We start from the raw sequence: 15752 nt of genomic DNA, 5'->3' as shown, positions 1-15752 counted from the left end.
GAAACGTACGGATCCATGACTTTCGTGACCATGGCGTGACCACCCGGAAGCGGCCGGGGGCGCACTGGTGCCGCCCGGTGGGGCCAGCCCCACCACCTCGCCGGTACGTGGGCGTCCGGGTCGCTCACGAGGCGCCGACGGGTGGGGCGGGTGTGTGACACCGGCACGTGAGGTGCGTCACCCAGGAGCTCCTTCCGCGAGGCGGTCCCGCGGGGTACCCTCGGCGGCTCTGGCGCAGTAGTCAAATTTGAGGAATGCATCATCGCTGCTCACCGACTTCCCGCGGCACCACTCCCCGAGGACTCCCCGACCACCGCCGAGGCCACCCGGACCACCGGTCCCACCGGGGCCACCGGCCTCCCGGACCCCACCCAGCTCGTCCCTTGCTCCGCGGTGTTCCTGCCCGCGGATCCCGGTCCCGCCCGCCTTGGCCGTGTCGCCTTCTGGCACCCCGACGGCGCGCCGCCTCCCGCGGGCCTTGGCGGCACGGTGGAGGACCTGACCGTGGTCGTCGGCGGTCCCGAGGGCATCCGCACCCGCGTCGTACCCGCCCGGCTGCTGTCCGTCGGGGACGCGCTGCCCGTACTCACCCGGGCCCGGGTGTCCCCCGATGCCTCACCCGCCTCGGCCTTCTGGGGCGCGGCTGCCGTGCAGGCCCTCCAACTCGTCGCACGCGGACTGCTGTTGCCCGGACTCACCGCGGACTACCACGACGTCTGGAGGGCGGGACCACCGGCCGCGGACGACCTGGACCGGCTGCGCACGCTCGCCGCCTCCATGCCGCCGAGCGGCCATGCCGTCCCGCTCGACGCGACCGCGGAGCCTCTGCGGCTGCCGGAGCCCGAAGCGCTGCTGAGGACCTTCTTGGACGCGGTCGCCGACGTACTCCCCCGTACCCCTGCCGCGCCGCTGGCCACCGGTTCCGCGGCCTTCGCAGCCGAGCAGCCCGTGCCCGTACCGCAGGCACGGGCATGGGCGCAGGAGGTGGCGGCCTCGTATGACACGGGCGTACGGCTGTCGCTGCGCCTGGAGTTGACGGGCACCGGGGGCGGCGACGACTCCGAAGACCCGACGATCGGCAGCGGCGCCGGCAGCGGCAGCGGCAGCAGCGAGCCGTCGTTCCGTGCCGTCGTGCAGATGCACAGCGTCGCGGATCCCGCGCTGGTCGCCGACGCCGCCGATGTCTGGACGGGCCGGCACGACTCCGCCTTCGCACCGCGTTCCCGGATGCAGGCCCTGCTCGTGCTGCGCCGGGCGGCGCTCGCCTGGGCGCCGCTCACGCCCCTGCTGTCGGCCACCGTGCCGGACGCGGTCGACCTCGCGGACGAGGAGGTCGCCGAACTCCTCGGCGACGCCTCACGGGCACTCGCCGCGGCGGGTGTGCAGGTGCACTGGCCCAAGGCGTTGGCCCGGGGGCTGACGGCGCGGGCGGTGATCGGACCACCCGATGGCCCTGGGCCCCGGCAGCCGGCGGAACGGGATCGCGACGGGACCGGATCGGGGATGCCGTCGCTCCTTTCGGCGGACGCCCTGCTCGCCTTCGACTGGCGCTACGCGGTGGGCGATCGCCCCGTGACCCGCGATGAGCTGGACCGGCTCGCCGAAGCCGGCAGGCCGCTGGTGCGGCTGCGCGACCGATGGGTACTCGTCGATCCTGACGAGGTCCGCCGCGCGCGGGCCTACCGGGACCACAAAGTCACCCCGGTCGATGCGCTCGGAGCCGTGCTGACCGGATCGGCCGAGGTGGACGGACGGCGTATCGAGGTCGAGGCGTCGGGCTGGCTGGAGCGGGTGCGCGCGCGGCTCGCCTCGCCGGATGCGGGGCCGATGACCGTGGCTCAGCCCCCGGCACTCGCCGCGACCCTGCGCGGCTACCAGATGCAGGGGCTGAACTGGCTGCACCGGATGACCTCCCTCGGTCTCGGCGGCTGTCTCGCCGACGACATGGGCCTCGGCAAGACCATCATGCTCATCGCCCTGCACCTGCACCGGCAGGGCGATCCGTCCGCCGCCGGGCCCACGCTCGTGGTGTGCCCCACGTCCCTCATGGGCAACTGGCAGCGGGAGATCGAGAAGTTCGCACCCGGCACACCCGTGCGGCGCTTCCATGGCACCCCCCGCGATCTGGGCTCGCCGGCGGAGGGGGAGTTCGTCCTCACCACGTACGGCACGATGCGTCTCGATGCCGCGCGGCTCGCCGCGGTGGAATGGGGCATGGTCGTCGCCGACGAGGCGCAGCACATCAAGAATCCGTACGCCGGGACCGCGCGGCAGCTGCGTACGATCGGCGCGAAGGCACGCGTCGCGCTCACCGGCACGCCCGTCGAGAACAACCTGTCCGAGCTGTGGGCGATCCTCGACTGGACGACGCCCGGGCTTCTGGGCCGGCTCGGTACCTTCCGCGCGCGTTATGCCGAGGCCGTGGAGGGCGGCGGCGATCCGGCAGCGGCCGCGCGGCTCGCCACGCTCGTACGGCCGTTCCTCCTGCGCCGCCGCAAATCGGACCCGGGCATCGCGCCGGAGCTGCCGCCGAAGACCGAGACCGACCACGCCGTCCCGCTCACGGCCGAGCAGGCGGGGCTGTACGAAGCCGTGGTGCGCGAGACCCTCGCCGCGATCGCGGGAGCGGACGGTATGGAGCGCCGTGGTCTGGTGATGACGCTGCTGACCGCGCTGAAGCAGATCTGCAACCATCCGGCGCAGTACCTCAAGGAGGAGCGGCCGCGGATTCCGGGCCGTTCGGGGAAGCTCGAGCTGCTGGACGAACTGCTCGACACGATCCTCGCCGAGGCGGCGAGTGTTCTGGTGTTCACCCAGTACGTGCAGATGGCCCGTCTGCTGGAAGCGCATCTGGCGGCGCGCGGGGTGCCCACCCAGTTCCTGCACGGCGGTACGCCGGTGGCGGGACGGGAGGCGATGGTGCAGCGCTTCCAGGACGGGGCGGTACCGGTGTTCCTGCTGTCGCTCAAGGCCGCGGGCACGGGGCTGAACCTCACCCGGGCCGGTCATGTCGTGCACTACGACCGCTGGTGGAACCCGGCGGTGGAGGCACAGGCCACGGACCGTGCGTACCGCATCGGCCAGACCCGCCCGGTGCAGGTCCACCGGCTGATCGCCGAGGGGACGATCGAGGACCGCATCGCGGCGATGCTGGAGCGCAAACGGGAGCTCGCGGACGCGGTGCTCGGATCCGGTGAGGGCGCACTCACCGAACTGACGGATGCCGAATTGGCGAAGCTGGTGGAGCTGCGAGGGGGCGCACGATGACGAGCGAAGCGCACGGGGACGCATACGGAGACGGGTTCGGCGTCGGCCACCGAGGCGGGCACGAGGGCGCGGGCGGGCACAAGACGGAGCGGACGTTCGCCGCGCCCCCGCCCGCACATGGCCGGGCCTTCGCCGGGACCTGGTGGGGACGGGCGTGGCTGCGGGCTCTGGAGGACTCGGCACTGGAGCAGGACCAGTTGAGGAAGGGGCGCAGGCAGGCACGGGACGGGGCGGTGGGTGCCGTGTCGGTGCGGCCGGGTCGGATCACCGCCGTGGTCCGGGACCGGGACGGCACGCCGTACAGGAGTGACGTACTGCTGCAGGAGCTCACCGACGAGGCGTGGGACCGCTTCCTCGGCATGGCGGTCGAGAGGGCGGGGCACATCGCGGCGCTGCTGGACCGGGAGATGCCTCCCCATCTGGTCGAGGACGCCGCAGGGGCGGGGGTCGAACTGCTGCCGGGCATAGGGGATCTCGAGCCCGAATGCACCTGTGGGGCGTGGGATCTGTGCCCGCACACGGCGGCCTTGTGCTACCAGGTGGCCCGGCTGCTGGACATGGATCCGATGGTGCTGCTGCTGTTGCGCGGCCGCGGGGAGGACCGGATCGTCGACGAGTTGCAGGCGCGCAGTGCCGCGCCTGCGGCGTCCGGTGTGCCGACCGGGTCGCCCGTGGAGGGAGTCCGTGCGGACGAGGCGTTCGCGGCGGCGGAGATCCTGCCTCCGCTGCCGTCGCCTCCCCCGCTGCCGCCGGAGCCCGGGACGCCGCCGTCGCTGGACACGGAGACGGCCTGGGCCGCGGGCGTCGACTGCGACGCGCTCGAGTTCCTCGCCGCGGACGCGGCGGGCAGGGCGCACCGGATGCTCGTGGATGCCCTCGCCGAAGGACATCTGCGGCAGCCGGTGCGGTCCGGCGCGACGGTCGCCGCGGACGCGGTCCGGCTGGCCGCGGCGCACGACGACGCCGCATGCCCGGCCGCGGTCACGGCACGGCTGGCGGCGGGCTCGGGACGCAGGCGCCCGGACTTCGATCTCGCCGTCCACGCCTGGCGGCTCGGCGGAGCGGCGGCCCTCGCAGTGCTGGAGGACGACTGGGTCCCCGACGAGGACGTCCTCGACCGGGCGCGGGCACAGCTGGCGGAGAACTGGGCTCAGGACGTGCGGCCCCGGCTGCGTGCGGCCGGTGTCGCACGCTGGACCGTCGTGGGTAGGGAGGCTCAGCTCCGGCTGGGGCCCGGGGGCCGCTGGTGGCCCTGTCTCAAGGTCCGCGGCCGCTGGACACCCGCGGGCCCGTCCGCGCCGGACCCGGCGTCGGCGCTGGCATCGGCAGCCGCGGCGCTGGGCCAGGGGGCGTAGGGGGCTTCTGACGGATCTCCGCGGCGTCGCGACGCCCGGCACGCCCCCACGGCCTTACGGCGTGGGAGGTACCCCCACTCGCCGCACCGGCCGAAAGCCCAAGTACGTCCAGTACGAGGGCTTCCAGCCGGCACCCCGAGAGCACGCACCGGACGCCGCTCCTTCCTCCACGGAGATCCATCCGAAACCCCTTAACGGACGGGTGGGGCACGGCCCTTGGAGAGGCGCCGCCCCGGGCGCTGGTGGGCCCGCCGCGCCACGCGGTGCGTGTGCCGTGGCACGCCCGGGCCCGCCCGGACCCACGGGCGGGCACCGGCCGGCCGGCGGGGCCGGGCCACGGGTGGGATCCGCGGCCGGGCCCCGTCGTCGCGGTGTCTCAGCTCCTCGCGGCCAGCAGGTGGTCCATCGCCAGCTGGTCGAGACGTTCGAAGGCCATGCCCCGCTCGGCAGCCGCGTCCACGTCGAAGTCCTCGAACGCCGTGCGGTCCGCGAGCAGTTCGGCCAGGCCGTCCGCGGCCGTCGGAAGGGCGAGCTGGTCGAGACGGGCCGCGCGCAGGGCGTCCGCCACCTCCGGGTCCGCGCGGAAGGCCGCGGCACGCTCCTTGAGGATCAGGTAGTTGCGCATACAGCCGGCGGCCGAACTCCAGACTCCCTCGAGGTCCTCGGTGCGCGGCGGCTTGAAGTCGAAGTGGCGAGGACCGTCCCAGCCCGCGCCCTCCAGCAGGTCGACCAGCCAGAACGCGGCGCGCAGATCGCCCGCGCCGAAGCGCAGGTCCTGGTCGTACTTGATGCCGTTCTGGCCGTTGAGGTCGATGTGGAACAGCTTGCCGCTCCACAGGGCCTGTGCGATCGCGTGCGGGAAGTTCAGGCCGGCCATCTGCTCGTGGCCGACCTCCGGGTTGACCCCGAAGAGTCCGGGCCGTTCCAGCCGGTCGATGAAGGCCAGCGCGTGGCCCACGGTCGGCAGCAGGATGTCGCCGCGTGGCTCGTTCGGCTTCGGCTCGATCGCGAAGCGCAGGGCGTAGCCCTGCCCGGTGACGTACTCCGCGAGCAGATCGAAGGCTTCCTTCAGCCGGTCGAGGGCGGTGCGGACGTCCTTCGCCGCGCCCGACTCGGCTCCCTCGCGCCCACCCCAGGCGACATATACCCGGGCCCCCAGCTCGGCTGCCAGGTCGATGTTGCGGATGGTCTTGCGCAGCGCGTACCGCCGTACGTCGCGGTCGTTCGCCGTGAAGGCGCCGTCCTTGAAGACCGGGTGCGTGAACAGGTTCGTGGTGGCCATCGGCACGACGAGGCCGGTCTCGTCGAGCGCCTGGCGGAAACGCTTGACCTGTGCCTCGCGCTCCGCCCCGCTCGCTCCGAACGGGATGAGGTCGTCGTCGTGGAAGCTCACGCCGTAGGCGCCGAGGTCCGCCAGCCGCCGTACGGTCGCTGCGGGGTCGAGGGCGGGCCGGGTGGCCTCGCCGAAGGGGTCCCTGCCCCGCCATCCGACGGTCCAGAGACCGAAGCTGAACCTGTCCTCGGGCGTCGGCCGGTAACTCATGGGGGCTCCTCCGCTTCCTTGTTCCCGTTCCCTGTTCCCGCATCGCCTCGACCCCGGTGCACCCGGCACCGATGGCCGCCTATTTCGTCATGGCGCTTAACAAATTAGTATCCGGGGCAGCGCACGGGGAAGGCGCAATGCGGAAGAGGCCGTGACCGCGGTGAACGGAGAGACACCGATGGCTGTACCTGACGGACCGCTCGTCGTCGGTATCGACAGCTCCACCCAGTCGACGAAGGCACTGGTGGTCGACGTCGCCACGGGCCGGGTCGTGGCGAGCGGCCAGAGCCCGCACACGGTGACGGGCGCCGACGGCGCACGCGAGAGCGACCCTCGGGAGTGGTGGGCGGCTCTCGAGGACGCGGTACGCCAGTGCGGCGCGCCGGCCCGCCGCGCCGCTGCCGTGTCCGTGGCGGCCCAGCAGCACGGACTGGTCACGCTGGACGCACACGGCCGGCCGGTGCGCCCGGCGATGCTGTGGAACGACGTCCGTTCGGCGCCGCAGGCCGAGCGGCTGACCGCCCGGCTCGGCGGCCCGGAGGTGTGGGCCGGGCGCACCGGCCTCGTGCCGAGCCCGGCGTTCACCGTCACCAAGTGGGCCTGGCTGCGTGAGCACGAACCGCGGGCCGCCGCGGCCACGCACGCGGTGCGGCTCCCCCACGACTACCTCACCGAGCGGCTCAGCGGCCGCTCCGTCACGGACCGCGGGGATGCCTCGGGCACGGGCTGGTGGACGCCCGCGACGGGGGCGTACGACATCCGCATCCTCTCTCTCGTCGGCCTCTCCCCCGCCCTGCTGCCCGAGGTCGTGAACCCGTTCGAGCCGGTCGGCACGGTCCGTGAGCTTCCCGGCCTGCCCCTTCCCGCGGGCGCGCTCGTCGCACCGGGCACCGGGGACAACGCCGCGGCCGCTCTGGGACTCGGGCTCACCGCCGGGCAGCCGGTGCTCAGCCTCGGCACCTCGGGCACGGTCTTCACGACGTCCCGGTACCCGTCGGCCGATCCGTCCGGGACCGTGGCCGGGTTCGCCGACGCCCGCGGCGCATGGCTGCCGCTCGCCTGCACACTGAACTGCACCCAGGCCGTCGACCGGGTCGCCGCCCTGCTGGGCCGTGACCGCGAGGCCGTGGAGTCCGGCGGCCGGGAGGTGCTGCTGCCGTTCCTCGACGGCGAGCGCACGCCCCATCTCCCGTACGCCTCGGGCCTGTTGTACGGCCTGCGGCACGACACCACACCGGGAGCCCTGCTCCAGGCGGCCTACGACGGAGCCGTCTACGCACTGCTCGACGCCCTGGACCGGGTGACGGCCGGGGGCCCCGCACCCGATGCGCCCCTGCTGCTGATCGGCGGCGGCGCGCAGGGCAGGGCCTGGCGGGAGACGGTTCGCCGGCTGTCCGGACGGGCCGTACGGGTGCCCTCCGCGCGTGAACTGGTCGCGCTGGGGGCCGCCGCCCAGGCCGCCGGTGTCCTCACCGGTGAGGATCCCGCGGCGATCGCCCGGCGGTGGGGCACGGCGGACGGCCCCTCCTACGATCCACTGCCGGTGGACCGGGACACGCTCGACCGCATCGGCTCGGTCCTGGCGGACGCCGGCGCGCTGCTGGGCCCGGAGCACCGGTCATGAATCCTGCACCGGCCCCCGGCACGGCGCCGGGACTGCCCAACACCCAGCAGGGGATGCGCCGCCGCAACCTATCCCTGGTGCTGCACACCGTGTCCGCCGGGGGGCCGCTGTCACGGGCCGCCGTCGCGGGCCGGATCGGGCTGACCAGGGCCGCCGTCTCCTCCCTCGTCGACGAACTGACGCACGCGGGGCTGCTGGTGGAGCTCGGCCGCGAGCATTCCGGCGGCGTGGGCCGGCCAGGCAGCGCGCTGACTCTCGGCAACCGCGGTCCGGTGGGCATCGGGGCCGAGGTGGGCGTGGACCATCTGGCCGTCGCCGCCGTGGATCTGCGCGGCCAGGTGCGCGCGCGGGCGACCGCCGAGGGTGACAACCGGGGCCGCCCGCCGGGGCCGGTCCTCGAGGAGCTCTCCGCGCTCGTCCGCAGCGTGACGGACGCGGTACGGGGCGAAGGGCTGCGTCCCGCGGGTGTCGCCGTGGCGGTGCCGGGGCTGGTGGCCCGCGGCACCCACACCGTCGTCCGCGCCCCCAACCTCGGCTGGCGGGACGTCGACCTGGGTTCGTGCCTTCCCTGTGGGCCGCGGCTCACCGTCGACAACGAGGCCAACCTCGGCGCACTCGCCGAGCTGTGGATCGGCGGGGACTCCGCTCCCCGGGACTTCGTCCATGTCTCGGCCGAGATCGGCATCGGCGCGGCGGTGGTCGTCGACGGCCGTCTGCTGCGCGGGGCCCATGGGTACGCGGGCGAACTGGGCCATGTGCCCGTGCGCCCCGAAGGGCCCGTCTGCGCCTGCGGGGGCCGGGGCTGTCTGGAACAGTACGCCGGTGAGGAGGCCGTGCTGCGGGCCGCCGGACTGACCGCCGGGGCCCGGTCCGTCGCTCTGCTCGCCGAGCGGGCCTCGGCCGGCGACCGCGCGGTGCTGCGGGCGCTGCGCACCGCGGGGGCCGCCCTCGGCATCGCCCTGGCCGGCGCGGTGAATCTGCTCGATCCGCGCGCGGTCGTACTGGGAGGAGCGCTGTCGCAGCTGTCACCGTGGCTACTGCCGTCCCTGGAGCGCGAGTTGACCCGCCGCACCGCCGATCCCGCCCATCCGGCGCTGACGGTTTCCGCACTGGGCTCCGACGGCCCGCTGCTCGGCGCGGCGCATTCGGTGATCCGGGCGGTCCTGGACGATCCTGCCTCCTACGCGACGGTCTCCTGACTGCGGTCGAGGGGACGACGTCGCACCGAGCTGGCCCGAGCGAGCGGGAGGCGGCCTGTGCTGCTGTTGCTGACGTCCGACACGCATGTGCCCGCACGTGCCCGGCGGCTGCCGGACCAGCTGCTGGCGGAGATCGCACGGGCCGACGTCGTCGTGCACGCGGGCGACTGGGTGGACGAGGCCACTCTCGATCTCTTCGAGGCGCGTGCACAGCGCTTCGTCGGGGTCTTCGGGAACAACGACGGACCCGGGCTGCGCGCCAGGCTGCCCGAGGTCGCCCGCACCGGACTCGGCGGTCTGCGCTTCGGCGTGGTGCACGAGACGGGTCCCGCGCAGGGCCGTGAGCGGCGGTGTGACGAGCGGTTCCCGGACCTGGACGTGCTGGTCTTCGGCCACAGCCACATCCCCTGGGACACCGTCACGGCGGGTGGGCTGCGTCTGCTCAACCCGGGATCGCCGACGGACCGGCGACGCCAGCCGCACTGCACGTACATGACCGCCGAGGTCTGCGACGGGAAGCTGACCGACGTGTCCTTGCACCGGCTGCCGCCCCGCGGATGACCCTGTGGACGGCCGGTCCCCGAGGCTTGTCGGGTCCGGTCGCCGGGACGACGATGGCCCCGGAGGAAAGTGACCGACCGGGAGGCCGAGTTGTCCGACGCCTGGGTGGCTCTGGAGGCGGGAAACGATCCCGTGCGGCACGGCGGTGAACTGCGCCGGGCCTACGAACGGTTCGCCACGGCGGGCCGGATGTCGCGGAGCGTCAGACCGGTGGTGGCCGAGTCGTGGCGGCGGTGCGTCCATGCGCATGTCGCACCCGAGGGCGCGGCGTGCGTGGAGCTCGGTGACGACGAGCTCGGTGCCTACCGCGACGGACATCCGCTGTCGGGGGCCATGCCGGTCGTCCGTGAACTCATGGGTGTGTACGCCGTCGACGGCGAGTACCTGCTCGCGGTGTGCGACGCCCAGGCACGACTGCTGTGGGTCGAGGGCCATCCGGCGGCCCGGCGCCGCGCCGGGCGGATGAACTTCGTGGAGGGTGCGCGCTGGTCGGAGGCCACGGCGGGGACGAACGCACCGGGTACGGCGCTCGCCGTCGACCGTCCCGTCCAGGTCTTCGCCGCCGAGCACTTCCGGCGGCCCGTGCAGGAGTGGACCTGCGCGGCGGCGCCCGTACACGATCCGCACAGCGGGCGGCTGCTGGGCGCGGTGGACATCACCGGCGGTGACCGGCTGGCCCATCCGCACAGTCTGGCCTTCGTGGGCGCGGTGGCACGGGCCGTGGAGTCGCACCTGGCCCTGTCGGCACCCCGGGCGCCGGAGGGGACGATCCGCCTGACGGCCCTGGGCCGGGACGAGGCGCAGCTCGCCTTGGAGGGCCGCACCGTGCGGCTGAGCCGCCGCCACAGCGAGATCCTCGTCGTGCTGGGCTGTCACCCCGAAGGCATGAGCGGGGACGAGCTGTTGCTCGAACTGTACGAGGACGAGCAGGTCAGCCCGGTGACGCTGCGCGCCGAACTGTCCCGGCTGCGCGGACTGCTCGGCCCCCGGCTGCTGCTCTCCCGCCCCTACCGGCTCGCGGCACGCGTCGACACCGACTTCGCCACCGTGGCGCGGCGGCTCGCCTCGGGTGCGCCTGCCGCGGCACTCGGCGCGTACGCGGGGCCGCTGCTCCCCGGTTCGGACGCTCCCGGCGTCGTACGGCTGCGGCACCGTCTCGCGGATCAGCTGCGCTCCGCGCTGATCGCACGGGCCGACCCCGCGCTGCTGTCCGACTGGGCGTACAGCCCCTGGGGGGACGACGACCTTGCGGTGTGGCAGGCACTCGCGTCGGCCCTCCCCGCGGGGCGGCGGGCCGCCGCCGAGGCACGCGCGCGAGCGCTCGACGTGGAGTACGGGGGCGGTGCCCCGCCGCGCCGCCGGGAGCCGTAGGAACCGGGGACGTGCCGAAGGCCCGTCGGCCGTGCCGCGATTCGGCCCCGTACCGCGGTACGGCCACCGCAACGTCGTTGCAACGTGGCGCTCCCTAGGTTCGGCGGCGAGTGCCGCCCAAGGGCGGGCGGCATGGACTCCGGGAGGTCCCATGGCTCGTTTCGCAGCACCCGGCACCGAGGGCGCGGTGGTCGGCTTCGCGCCGCGCTACGACCACTGGATCGGCGGCGCCTATGTCCCTCCGGCACGCGGTCAGTACTTCGAGAACCCGAGCCCCGTCACCGGGCAGCCGTTCACCGAGGTCGCCCGCGGGACCGCGGAGGACGTCGAGCGTGCCCTGGACGCCGCCCACGCCGCCGCCCCGGCCTGGGGGCGCACCGCACCCGAGGCCCGCGCGAACGTCCTGCTCAGGATCGCCGACCGGATGGAGGCCCATCTGGAGGAACTCGCCGTCGCCGAGAGCTGGGAGAACGGCAAGCCGGTGCGGGAGACCCTGGCCGCCGACATCCCCCTGGCCATCGACCACTTCCGCTACTTCGCGGGTGCGTTGCGTGCCCAGGAGGGCTCGCTCAGCGAGCTCGACGACGACACGGTGGCGTACCACTTCCATGAGCCGCTCGGTGTCGTGGCGCAGATCATCCCGTGGAACTTCCCGATCCTGATGGCGGTCTGGAAGCTGGCCCCGGCGATGGCCGCCGGGAACGCGGTCGTGCTGAAGCCCGCCGAGCAGACTCCGGCGTCCGTCCACGTCTGGATGAGCCTGGTCGCCGATCTGCTCCCGCCGGGTGTGGTGAACATCGTGAACGGCTTCGGCGTCGAGGCGGGCAAGCCGCTCGCGTCCAGCCCGCGCGTCGCCAAGGTCGCCTTCACCGGGGAGACCACGACGGGGCGGCTGATCATGCAGTACGCCGCGGAGAACATCAGGCCCGTGACGCTGGAGCTGGGCGGCAAGTCGCCGAACATCTTCTTCGACGACATCTGGGCGGCCGACGACGACTTGCGTGACAAGGCGCTGGAAGGCTTCACGATGTTCGCCTTCAACCAGGGCGAGGTGTGCACCTGTCCGTCGCGCGCGCTCATCCAGGACGGCCATTACCGGGAGTTCCTCGACGCGGCGATCGCCCGGACGGAGGCGATCGTGCCCGGGCACCCGCTGGACACGGACACGATGATCGGCGCGCAGGCGTCCAACGACCAGCTGCAGAAGATCCTTTCCTATCTGGACATCGGTCAGCAGGAGGGCGCCAAGGTGCTGACGGGTGGTCAGCGAATCGTGTACGACGGGGAGATGGCGGGGGGCTACTACGTCCAGCCGACGATCCTCGAGGGAGACAACAGGATGCGCGTCTTCCAGGAGGAGATCTTCGGACCGGTCGTCGCGGTGACCTCGTTCCCGGACTTCGACGACGCGATCAGGACGGCGAACGACACGCTGTACGGGCTGGGCGCGGGCGTATGGACCCGGGACATCAACCAGGCGTACCGCGCGGGACGCGCGATCCAGGCGGGCCGGGTGTGGACGAACTGCTACCACGCCTATCCGGCGCATGCCGCGTTCGGAGGCTACAAGCAGTCGGGAATCGGGCGCGAGACCCACAAGATGATGCTCGACCACTACCAGCAGACGAAGAACCTGCTGGTGTCGTACTCGCCGAAGAAGCTCGGCTTCTTCTAGAACATCAAGAAGGCGCCTGACCTGGGCTTTCGCTCGTCAGGCGCCTTGCATGGCCCGCACGGAGCGGGAGCCGGAAGCCGGGCCGCGGAGGACCGCTGTACGTCCGCTGGGAGTGCGCATCCGTCCGGGCAGACTCGGGCACGTGAACCGGCCCGGGTCATACGGGTGTCCGGCGCAGGACCAGGCAGACGAATCCCCATGTGTCCCGGTAGACCCGCAGCCATTCGGAGCGCCGGGTGGTGGCTGTCTCGAGAACGCCCGCACTGTCGGGGTCGGCCGGGTGGTCGAGGGCCCATGAGGCCAGTGACCCCCAGCAGGCCCATTCGTAGGCGTCCAGCTCACGGCGCGTGCTGACATGCCCGTCGACGGGAGTCCATCCGTCGGCGACGATCCGGTCCACGGTGGTCGCCAGATCGGTGAAGTCGCCGAGCATTTCCCTGGCTTCCCGGGAAGGCTCCCGGTCCCAGAATCCCTCACCGATCAGGACACGGCCGCCGGGGGCCAGGTTCTTGCCGGCCGCTGCGAGGGTGGGAAGCAGACCGCCGAAAGCGTGCGTGGCTCCGACGCTGAGCACCAGGTCGAACGGCCGGCGGGAGGCAAAGTCCGCGGCGTCCTGGTGGTGAAGGACGAGGCGCTCCTGGACCCCGAGACCCCTCGCTGCCTGGCGGGCCTGCGCCAAGGCATCCTCGGAGATGTCGACGCCCTCGGCCAGCAGGTTCGGGTACGTGGACAGGGCGCGCAAGAGCCATTCCCCGCCACCGCAACCAAGGTCGAGGACGCGCTCGTCACCACGCAGCACGCCGCGGTCCAGCAGGCGACGGACCGAGTCGTCGTCGAGCGGAGCCTTGATCGGGTGATCGGCATGGGCGATCCGGGAGATCTGTTCACGATTCACCGGCGCAGCCTGTCAGCGCCGGAGAGCGTACGCACCTTGTTTTCCCAGGGCATTTCGCATAGATCAAAGGGGTCCCGGCCGGCGGGCCCGACCACGGCCACCTGGCGTCGGGCCAGGAGAGACCGCGGTCGTTGACGGCACCAGCCGTCCGTTGCACACGTACGGCGCTCAGCCACGCGCGCCCCTGGTCAGGAGCTCGTAGCCTTGGTTCATGGCGGAAGCCACATCCGACAGCCGGCCGGACGACAGCCACAAAAAGGGTGACGCGTCCGGGCGAACCCCTTCCGGCGGCTCGGCGCTCCCGGCCCCCGCGGCCGAGAGCGGCGCCGGAGCCGTCCAGCTCCCGCGTGGACCAAAGCCCTCGGCTGGTGCGGTGTCGCTGGGCTGATCTACCTGCAATTGGCTCGCGCTGCTGATCTTCTTCCCGATTGAGCTGATCTGGCATCCGCTGAAACACATCAGCGGGACGTTGACCAATGCGCTGTACGGCACGGACTGGCTGCCGAACCCGGCCCACTTCAACTTCATCCGGGCGGCCACCAGACCGGTGGAACACGGAGTGATCCATGCGACCTCGCACGTCAGCAGCGCACTCGGTCCGCTGTTCACCATCCTGATCGGCGCCGCGTTGATCCTGGTCGCCGTCCGCTACCTGGGAAAGCTGCGGCCTTCGTGCATCTGATCTACAACCTCTTTGCGATCGTCGTGATCTACGTGATACCGCTCCTGCGCCCCGTGCCGCTGTTCTGCGCCGAGAACCTCGCCCGCGTCGCCTCCGAGCACCGGTGGGTCCTCGCCGTCTACCTCGGCACCGTCTTCATCGCACTGCCCGCCCTGGTCATCGTGCTGGTGGGCGTGCTCTGAGTACGGCGTCCGACGGGGGAACCCGTCGAGGCTCAGCACTTCCGGGCTGTGGCCACAAAGGGTGGGCGGAGGCCGTCTGTCCCGCATCCACGACAAGCCCCGACCGCCGGCCGTGAGACACCGTTCAGCGGACCTGGAAGGCGCTCGTCACATCGGTCGAGGTCGCCAGTGCAGCCATGTGATCGACAACACCGCTCAGGCTTCCGCCGCGGCGGAAGGCGGTGCGCTGGCGGTCGGCGCCGGTACCGAGCAGAAGATGGAGATCCAGGAGCCGTTCGGCGAGATCGAGATCACCGGCCGCCGCGAGACCGGGGGCGGCTCGGGCGAGCAGACGCTCGACAAGCGCGCGCATCGGGACCTCGGCGCCGGTCACCGGGTCGAGCCCCTGTCCGGTCAGACCGTCGCGTGCCGCACGCCAGTGCGCCGCGCGCAGTCGCCCGTGCGGGACATGTACCGGCGGTCGGCCCTCCCCGGCCTCGGCCAGAAGAGCCGCGCACAGGCCGCGGGTCAGAGCGGCGAGGAGGACCGTGCAGTCCACGTCCGCATTCACGTCGGCGATCCGGATCTCCAGCGTAGGTACGTGCTCCGAAGGCCTCGCGTACCAGTAGATCATCCGACGATCGAGAAGAGTTCCCGAGGCCACGAGCGCCCGCGCCGTTGCCTCGTACCCCACTGCGTCGAGCACTGGTGCGGGCTCGGAGGTAGGCCAGCGTGCCAACTCGACCGACCGCCAGCTGGCCAGTCCGCTCTCGTGCCCTCTGCTCAACGGGGAATTGACGGCCAGCGCCTGGAGCACGGGCAGCCAAAGGCGCACCTGATTGGCCAGCGCCAGGGCCTCGGCCCGGCAGAGCGCGCCGATGTGGACGTGACAACCACATGTGGTGCTGGCCCCGCCGTCCACGACCACCCGATAGCGGGACTCCATCCTGCGGTAGCGCGGGGTGTCGGTGACGAGCAGCGGACCGGATGCCGGCACGACCGGTGTACCCGAAGCCAGCAGCAGACATCCCGCGTCGTCGGCGGCCGCGGCCACCAGGGCCCGCAGACCGGCCAGTTGAGCGCGCAGATCCGAGCAGGAGAGCGTAGGCCGGGTGCAGATCTCGACGAGGCACCGGTAGAACTCGGTCTGCACCTGATCTCCCAGAAGCGGCGTGAGCTGGGCGATCACCTCGGGCGCTCTTTGAGCAGGTGCGCGAGTGCGCCGGTCCACGAGGAAGAATTCCTCCTCCACCCCCATCGTCGGCACCATGACGCCGCCGCTGGAGCCGCCCGGGGGCTCTACGCTCTCCATTCCCGGTGCACTCCCGGACCCCGGTGCACTCCCGGAGACCACCGGCTCAGCTCGGGTCATACTGAGCGTCTACCCGGCGCCACATCCGGCAACCGTTACGCCGTCGA

At 72.6% G+C, this 15752-nt stretch carries 12 protein-coding genes; 9 read left to right on the top strand and 3 right to left on the bottom strand.

Annotated features, from left to right (window positions below; genetic code table 11):
- The first annotated feature begins 393 nt into the window (after positions 1–393).
- Both ACTWOL_RS34155 and ACTWOL_RS34150 read left to right on the top strand, forming a co-directional pair.
- On the top strand, positions 394–3267 hold the full coding sequence (locus tag ACTWOL_RS34155; RefSeq protein WP_474300760.1) for a DEAD/DEAH box helicase: 2874 nt from the start codon (positions 394–396) through the stop codon (positions 3265–3267).
- On the top strand, positions 3264–4622 hold the full coding sequence (locus ACTWOL_RS34150) for an SWIM zinc finger family protein (RefSeq protein WP_474300759.1): 1359 nt from the start codon (positions 3264–3266) through the stop codon (positions 4620–4622). The genes ACTWOL_RS34155 and ACTWOL_RS34150 overlap by 4 nt, the downstream gene beginning before the upstream one ends.
- Before the next feature lie 376 nt (positions 4623–4998).
- Here the strand turns inward: ACTWOL_RS34150 and xylA are convergent, their stop codons facing one another.
- Complete coding sequence (xylA, locus tag ACTWOL_RS34145; RefSeq protein WP_474300758.1) at positions 4999–6165, bottom strand: xylose isomerase; 1167 nt, start codon at positions 6163–6165, stop codon at positions 4999–5001.
- A 178-nt stretch (positions 6166–6343) separates the two neighbouring features.
- Between xylA and xylB the strand changes: the two genes are divergently transcribed.
- The 5 genes from xylB (at position 6344) to exaC (ending at position 12595) form a co-directional block, all read left to right on the top strand.
- A complete protein-coding gene (gene xylB, locus ACTWOL_RS34140; RefSeq protein ID WP_474300757.1) occupies positions 6344–7789 on the top strand; it encodes a xylulokinase in 1446 nt (481 codons plus the stop codon).
- Positions 7786–8988 (top strand): ROK family protein, encoded by a 1203-nt coding sequence (locus ACTWOL_RS34135; RefSeq protein WP_474300756.1) that lies wholly within the window; start codon positions 7786–7788, stop codon positions 8986–8988. The genes xylB and ACTWOL_RS34135 overlap by 4 nt, the downstream gene beginning before the upstream one ends.
- A 57-nt stretch (positions 8989–9045) precedes the next feature.
- Positions 9046–9549: a metallophosphoesterase family protein gene (locus ACTWOL_RS34130; protein ID WP_474300755.1), complete on the top strand. Its 504-nt coding sequence runs from the start codon at positions 9046–9048 to the stop codon at positions 9547–9549.
- 90 nt (positions 9550–9639) lie between these two features.
- Positions 9640–10920 (top strand): GAF domain-containing protein, encoded by a 1281-nt coding sequence (locus ACTWOL_RS34125; RefSeq protein ID WP_474301313.1) that lies wholly within the window; start codon positions 9640–9642, stop codon positions 10918–10920.
- Positions 10921–11071: 151 nt separating this feature from the next.
- A complete protein-coding gene (gene exaC / locus ACTWOL_RS34120; RefSeq protein ID WP_474300754.1) occupies positions 11072–12595 on the top strand; it encodes an acetaldehyde dehydrogenase ExaC in 1524 nt (507 codons plus the stop codon).
- A 157-nt stretch (positions 12596–12752) separates the two neighbouring features.
- On the opposite strand, the gene ACTWOL_RS34115 is transcribed toward exaC, so the two are convergent.
- The gene (locus tag ACTWOL_RS34115; RefSeq protein ID WP_474300753.1) at positions 12753–13490 is read right to left on the bottom strand and encodes an SAM-dependent methyltransferase; all 738 of its coding nucleotides are present in this window, start codon (positions 13488–13490) and stop codon (positions 12753–12755) included.
- A gap of 469 nt (positions 13491–13959) precedes the next feature.
- Here ACTWOL_RS34115 and ACTWOL_RS34110 point away from each other — a divergent pair, with 469 nt between their 5' ends.
- Positions 13960–14172: a hypothetical protein gene (locus ACTWOL_RS34110; RefSeq protein ID WP_474300752.1), complete on the top strand. Its 213-nt coding sequence runs from the start codon at positions 13960–13962 to the stop codon at positions 14170–14172.
- The gene (locus ACTWOL_RS34105) at positions 14163–14354 is read left to right on the top strand and encodes a hypothetical protein (protein ID WP_474300751.1); all 192 of its coding nucleotides are present in this window, start codon (positions 14163–14165) and stop codon (positions 14352–14354) included. Before ACTWOL_RS34110 ends, ACTWOL_RS34105 begins: the two co-directional genes overlap by 10 nt.
- Before the next feature lie 124 nt (positions 14355–14478).
- Here ACTWOL_RS34105 and ACTWOL_RS34100 read toward each other — a convergent pair whose 3' ends face one another.
- Positions 14479–15645 carry a carboxylate-amine ligase gene (locus ACTWOL_RS34100; protein WP_474300750.1) on the bottom strand — a complete coding sequence of 389 codons (1167 nt, stop codon included), beginning with the start codon at positions 15643–15645 and terminating at the stop codon, positions 14479–14481.
- Positions 15646–15752: the final 107 nt, after the last annotated feature.

The sequence above is a fragment of the Micromonospora sp. IBHARD003 genome (assembly GCF_056106285.1).
Note: the sequence above shows the minus strand (reverse complement) of the source record. Positions and strands in the feature narration are given on the sequence as shown.

Bases quoted from the DNA above. Each gene is read 5' to 3' on its own strand.
- xylB (WP_474300757.1), top strand. From the start codon at position 6,344: ATGGCTGTACCTGACGGACCGCTCGTCGTCGGTATCGACAGCTCCACC.
- xylA (WP_474300758.1), bottom strand. From the start codon at position 6,165: ATGAGTTACCGGCCGACGCCCGAGGACAGGTTCAGCTTCGGTCTCTGG.
- ACTWOL_RS34100 (WP_474300750.1), bottom strand. From the start codon at position 15,645: ATGGAGAGCGTAGAGCCCCCGGGCGGCTCCAGCGGCGGCGTCATGGTG.
- ACTWOL_RS34150 (WP_474300759.1), top strand. From the start codon at position 3,264: ATGACGAGCGAAGCGCACGGGGACGCATACGGAGACGGGTTCGGCGTC.
- ACTWOL_RS34135 (WP_474300756.1), top strand. From the start codon at position 7,786: ATGAATCCTGCACCGGCCCCCGGCACGGCGCCGGGACTGCCCAACACC.
- exaC (WP_474300754.1), top strand. From the start codon at position 11,072: ATGGCTCGTTTCGCAGCACCCGGCACCGAGGGCGCGGTGGTCGGCTTC.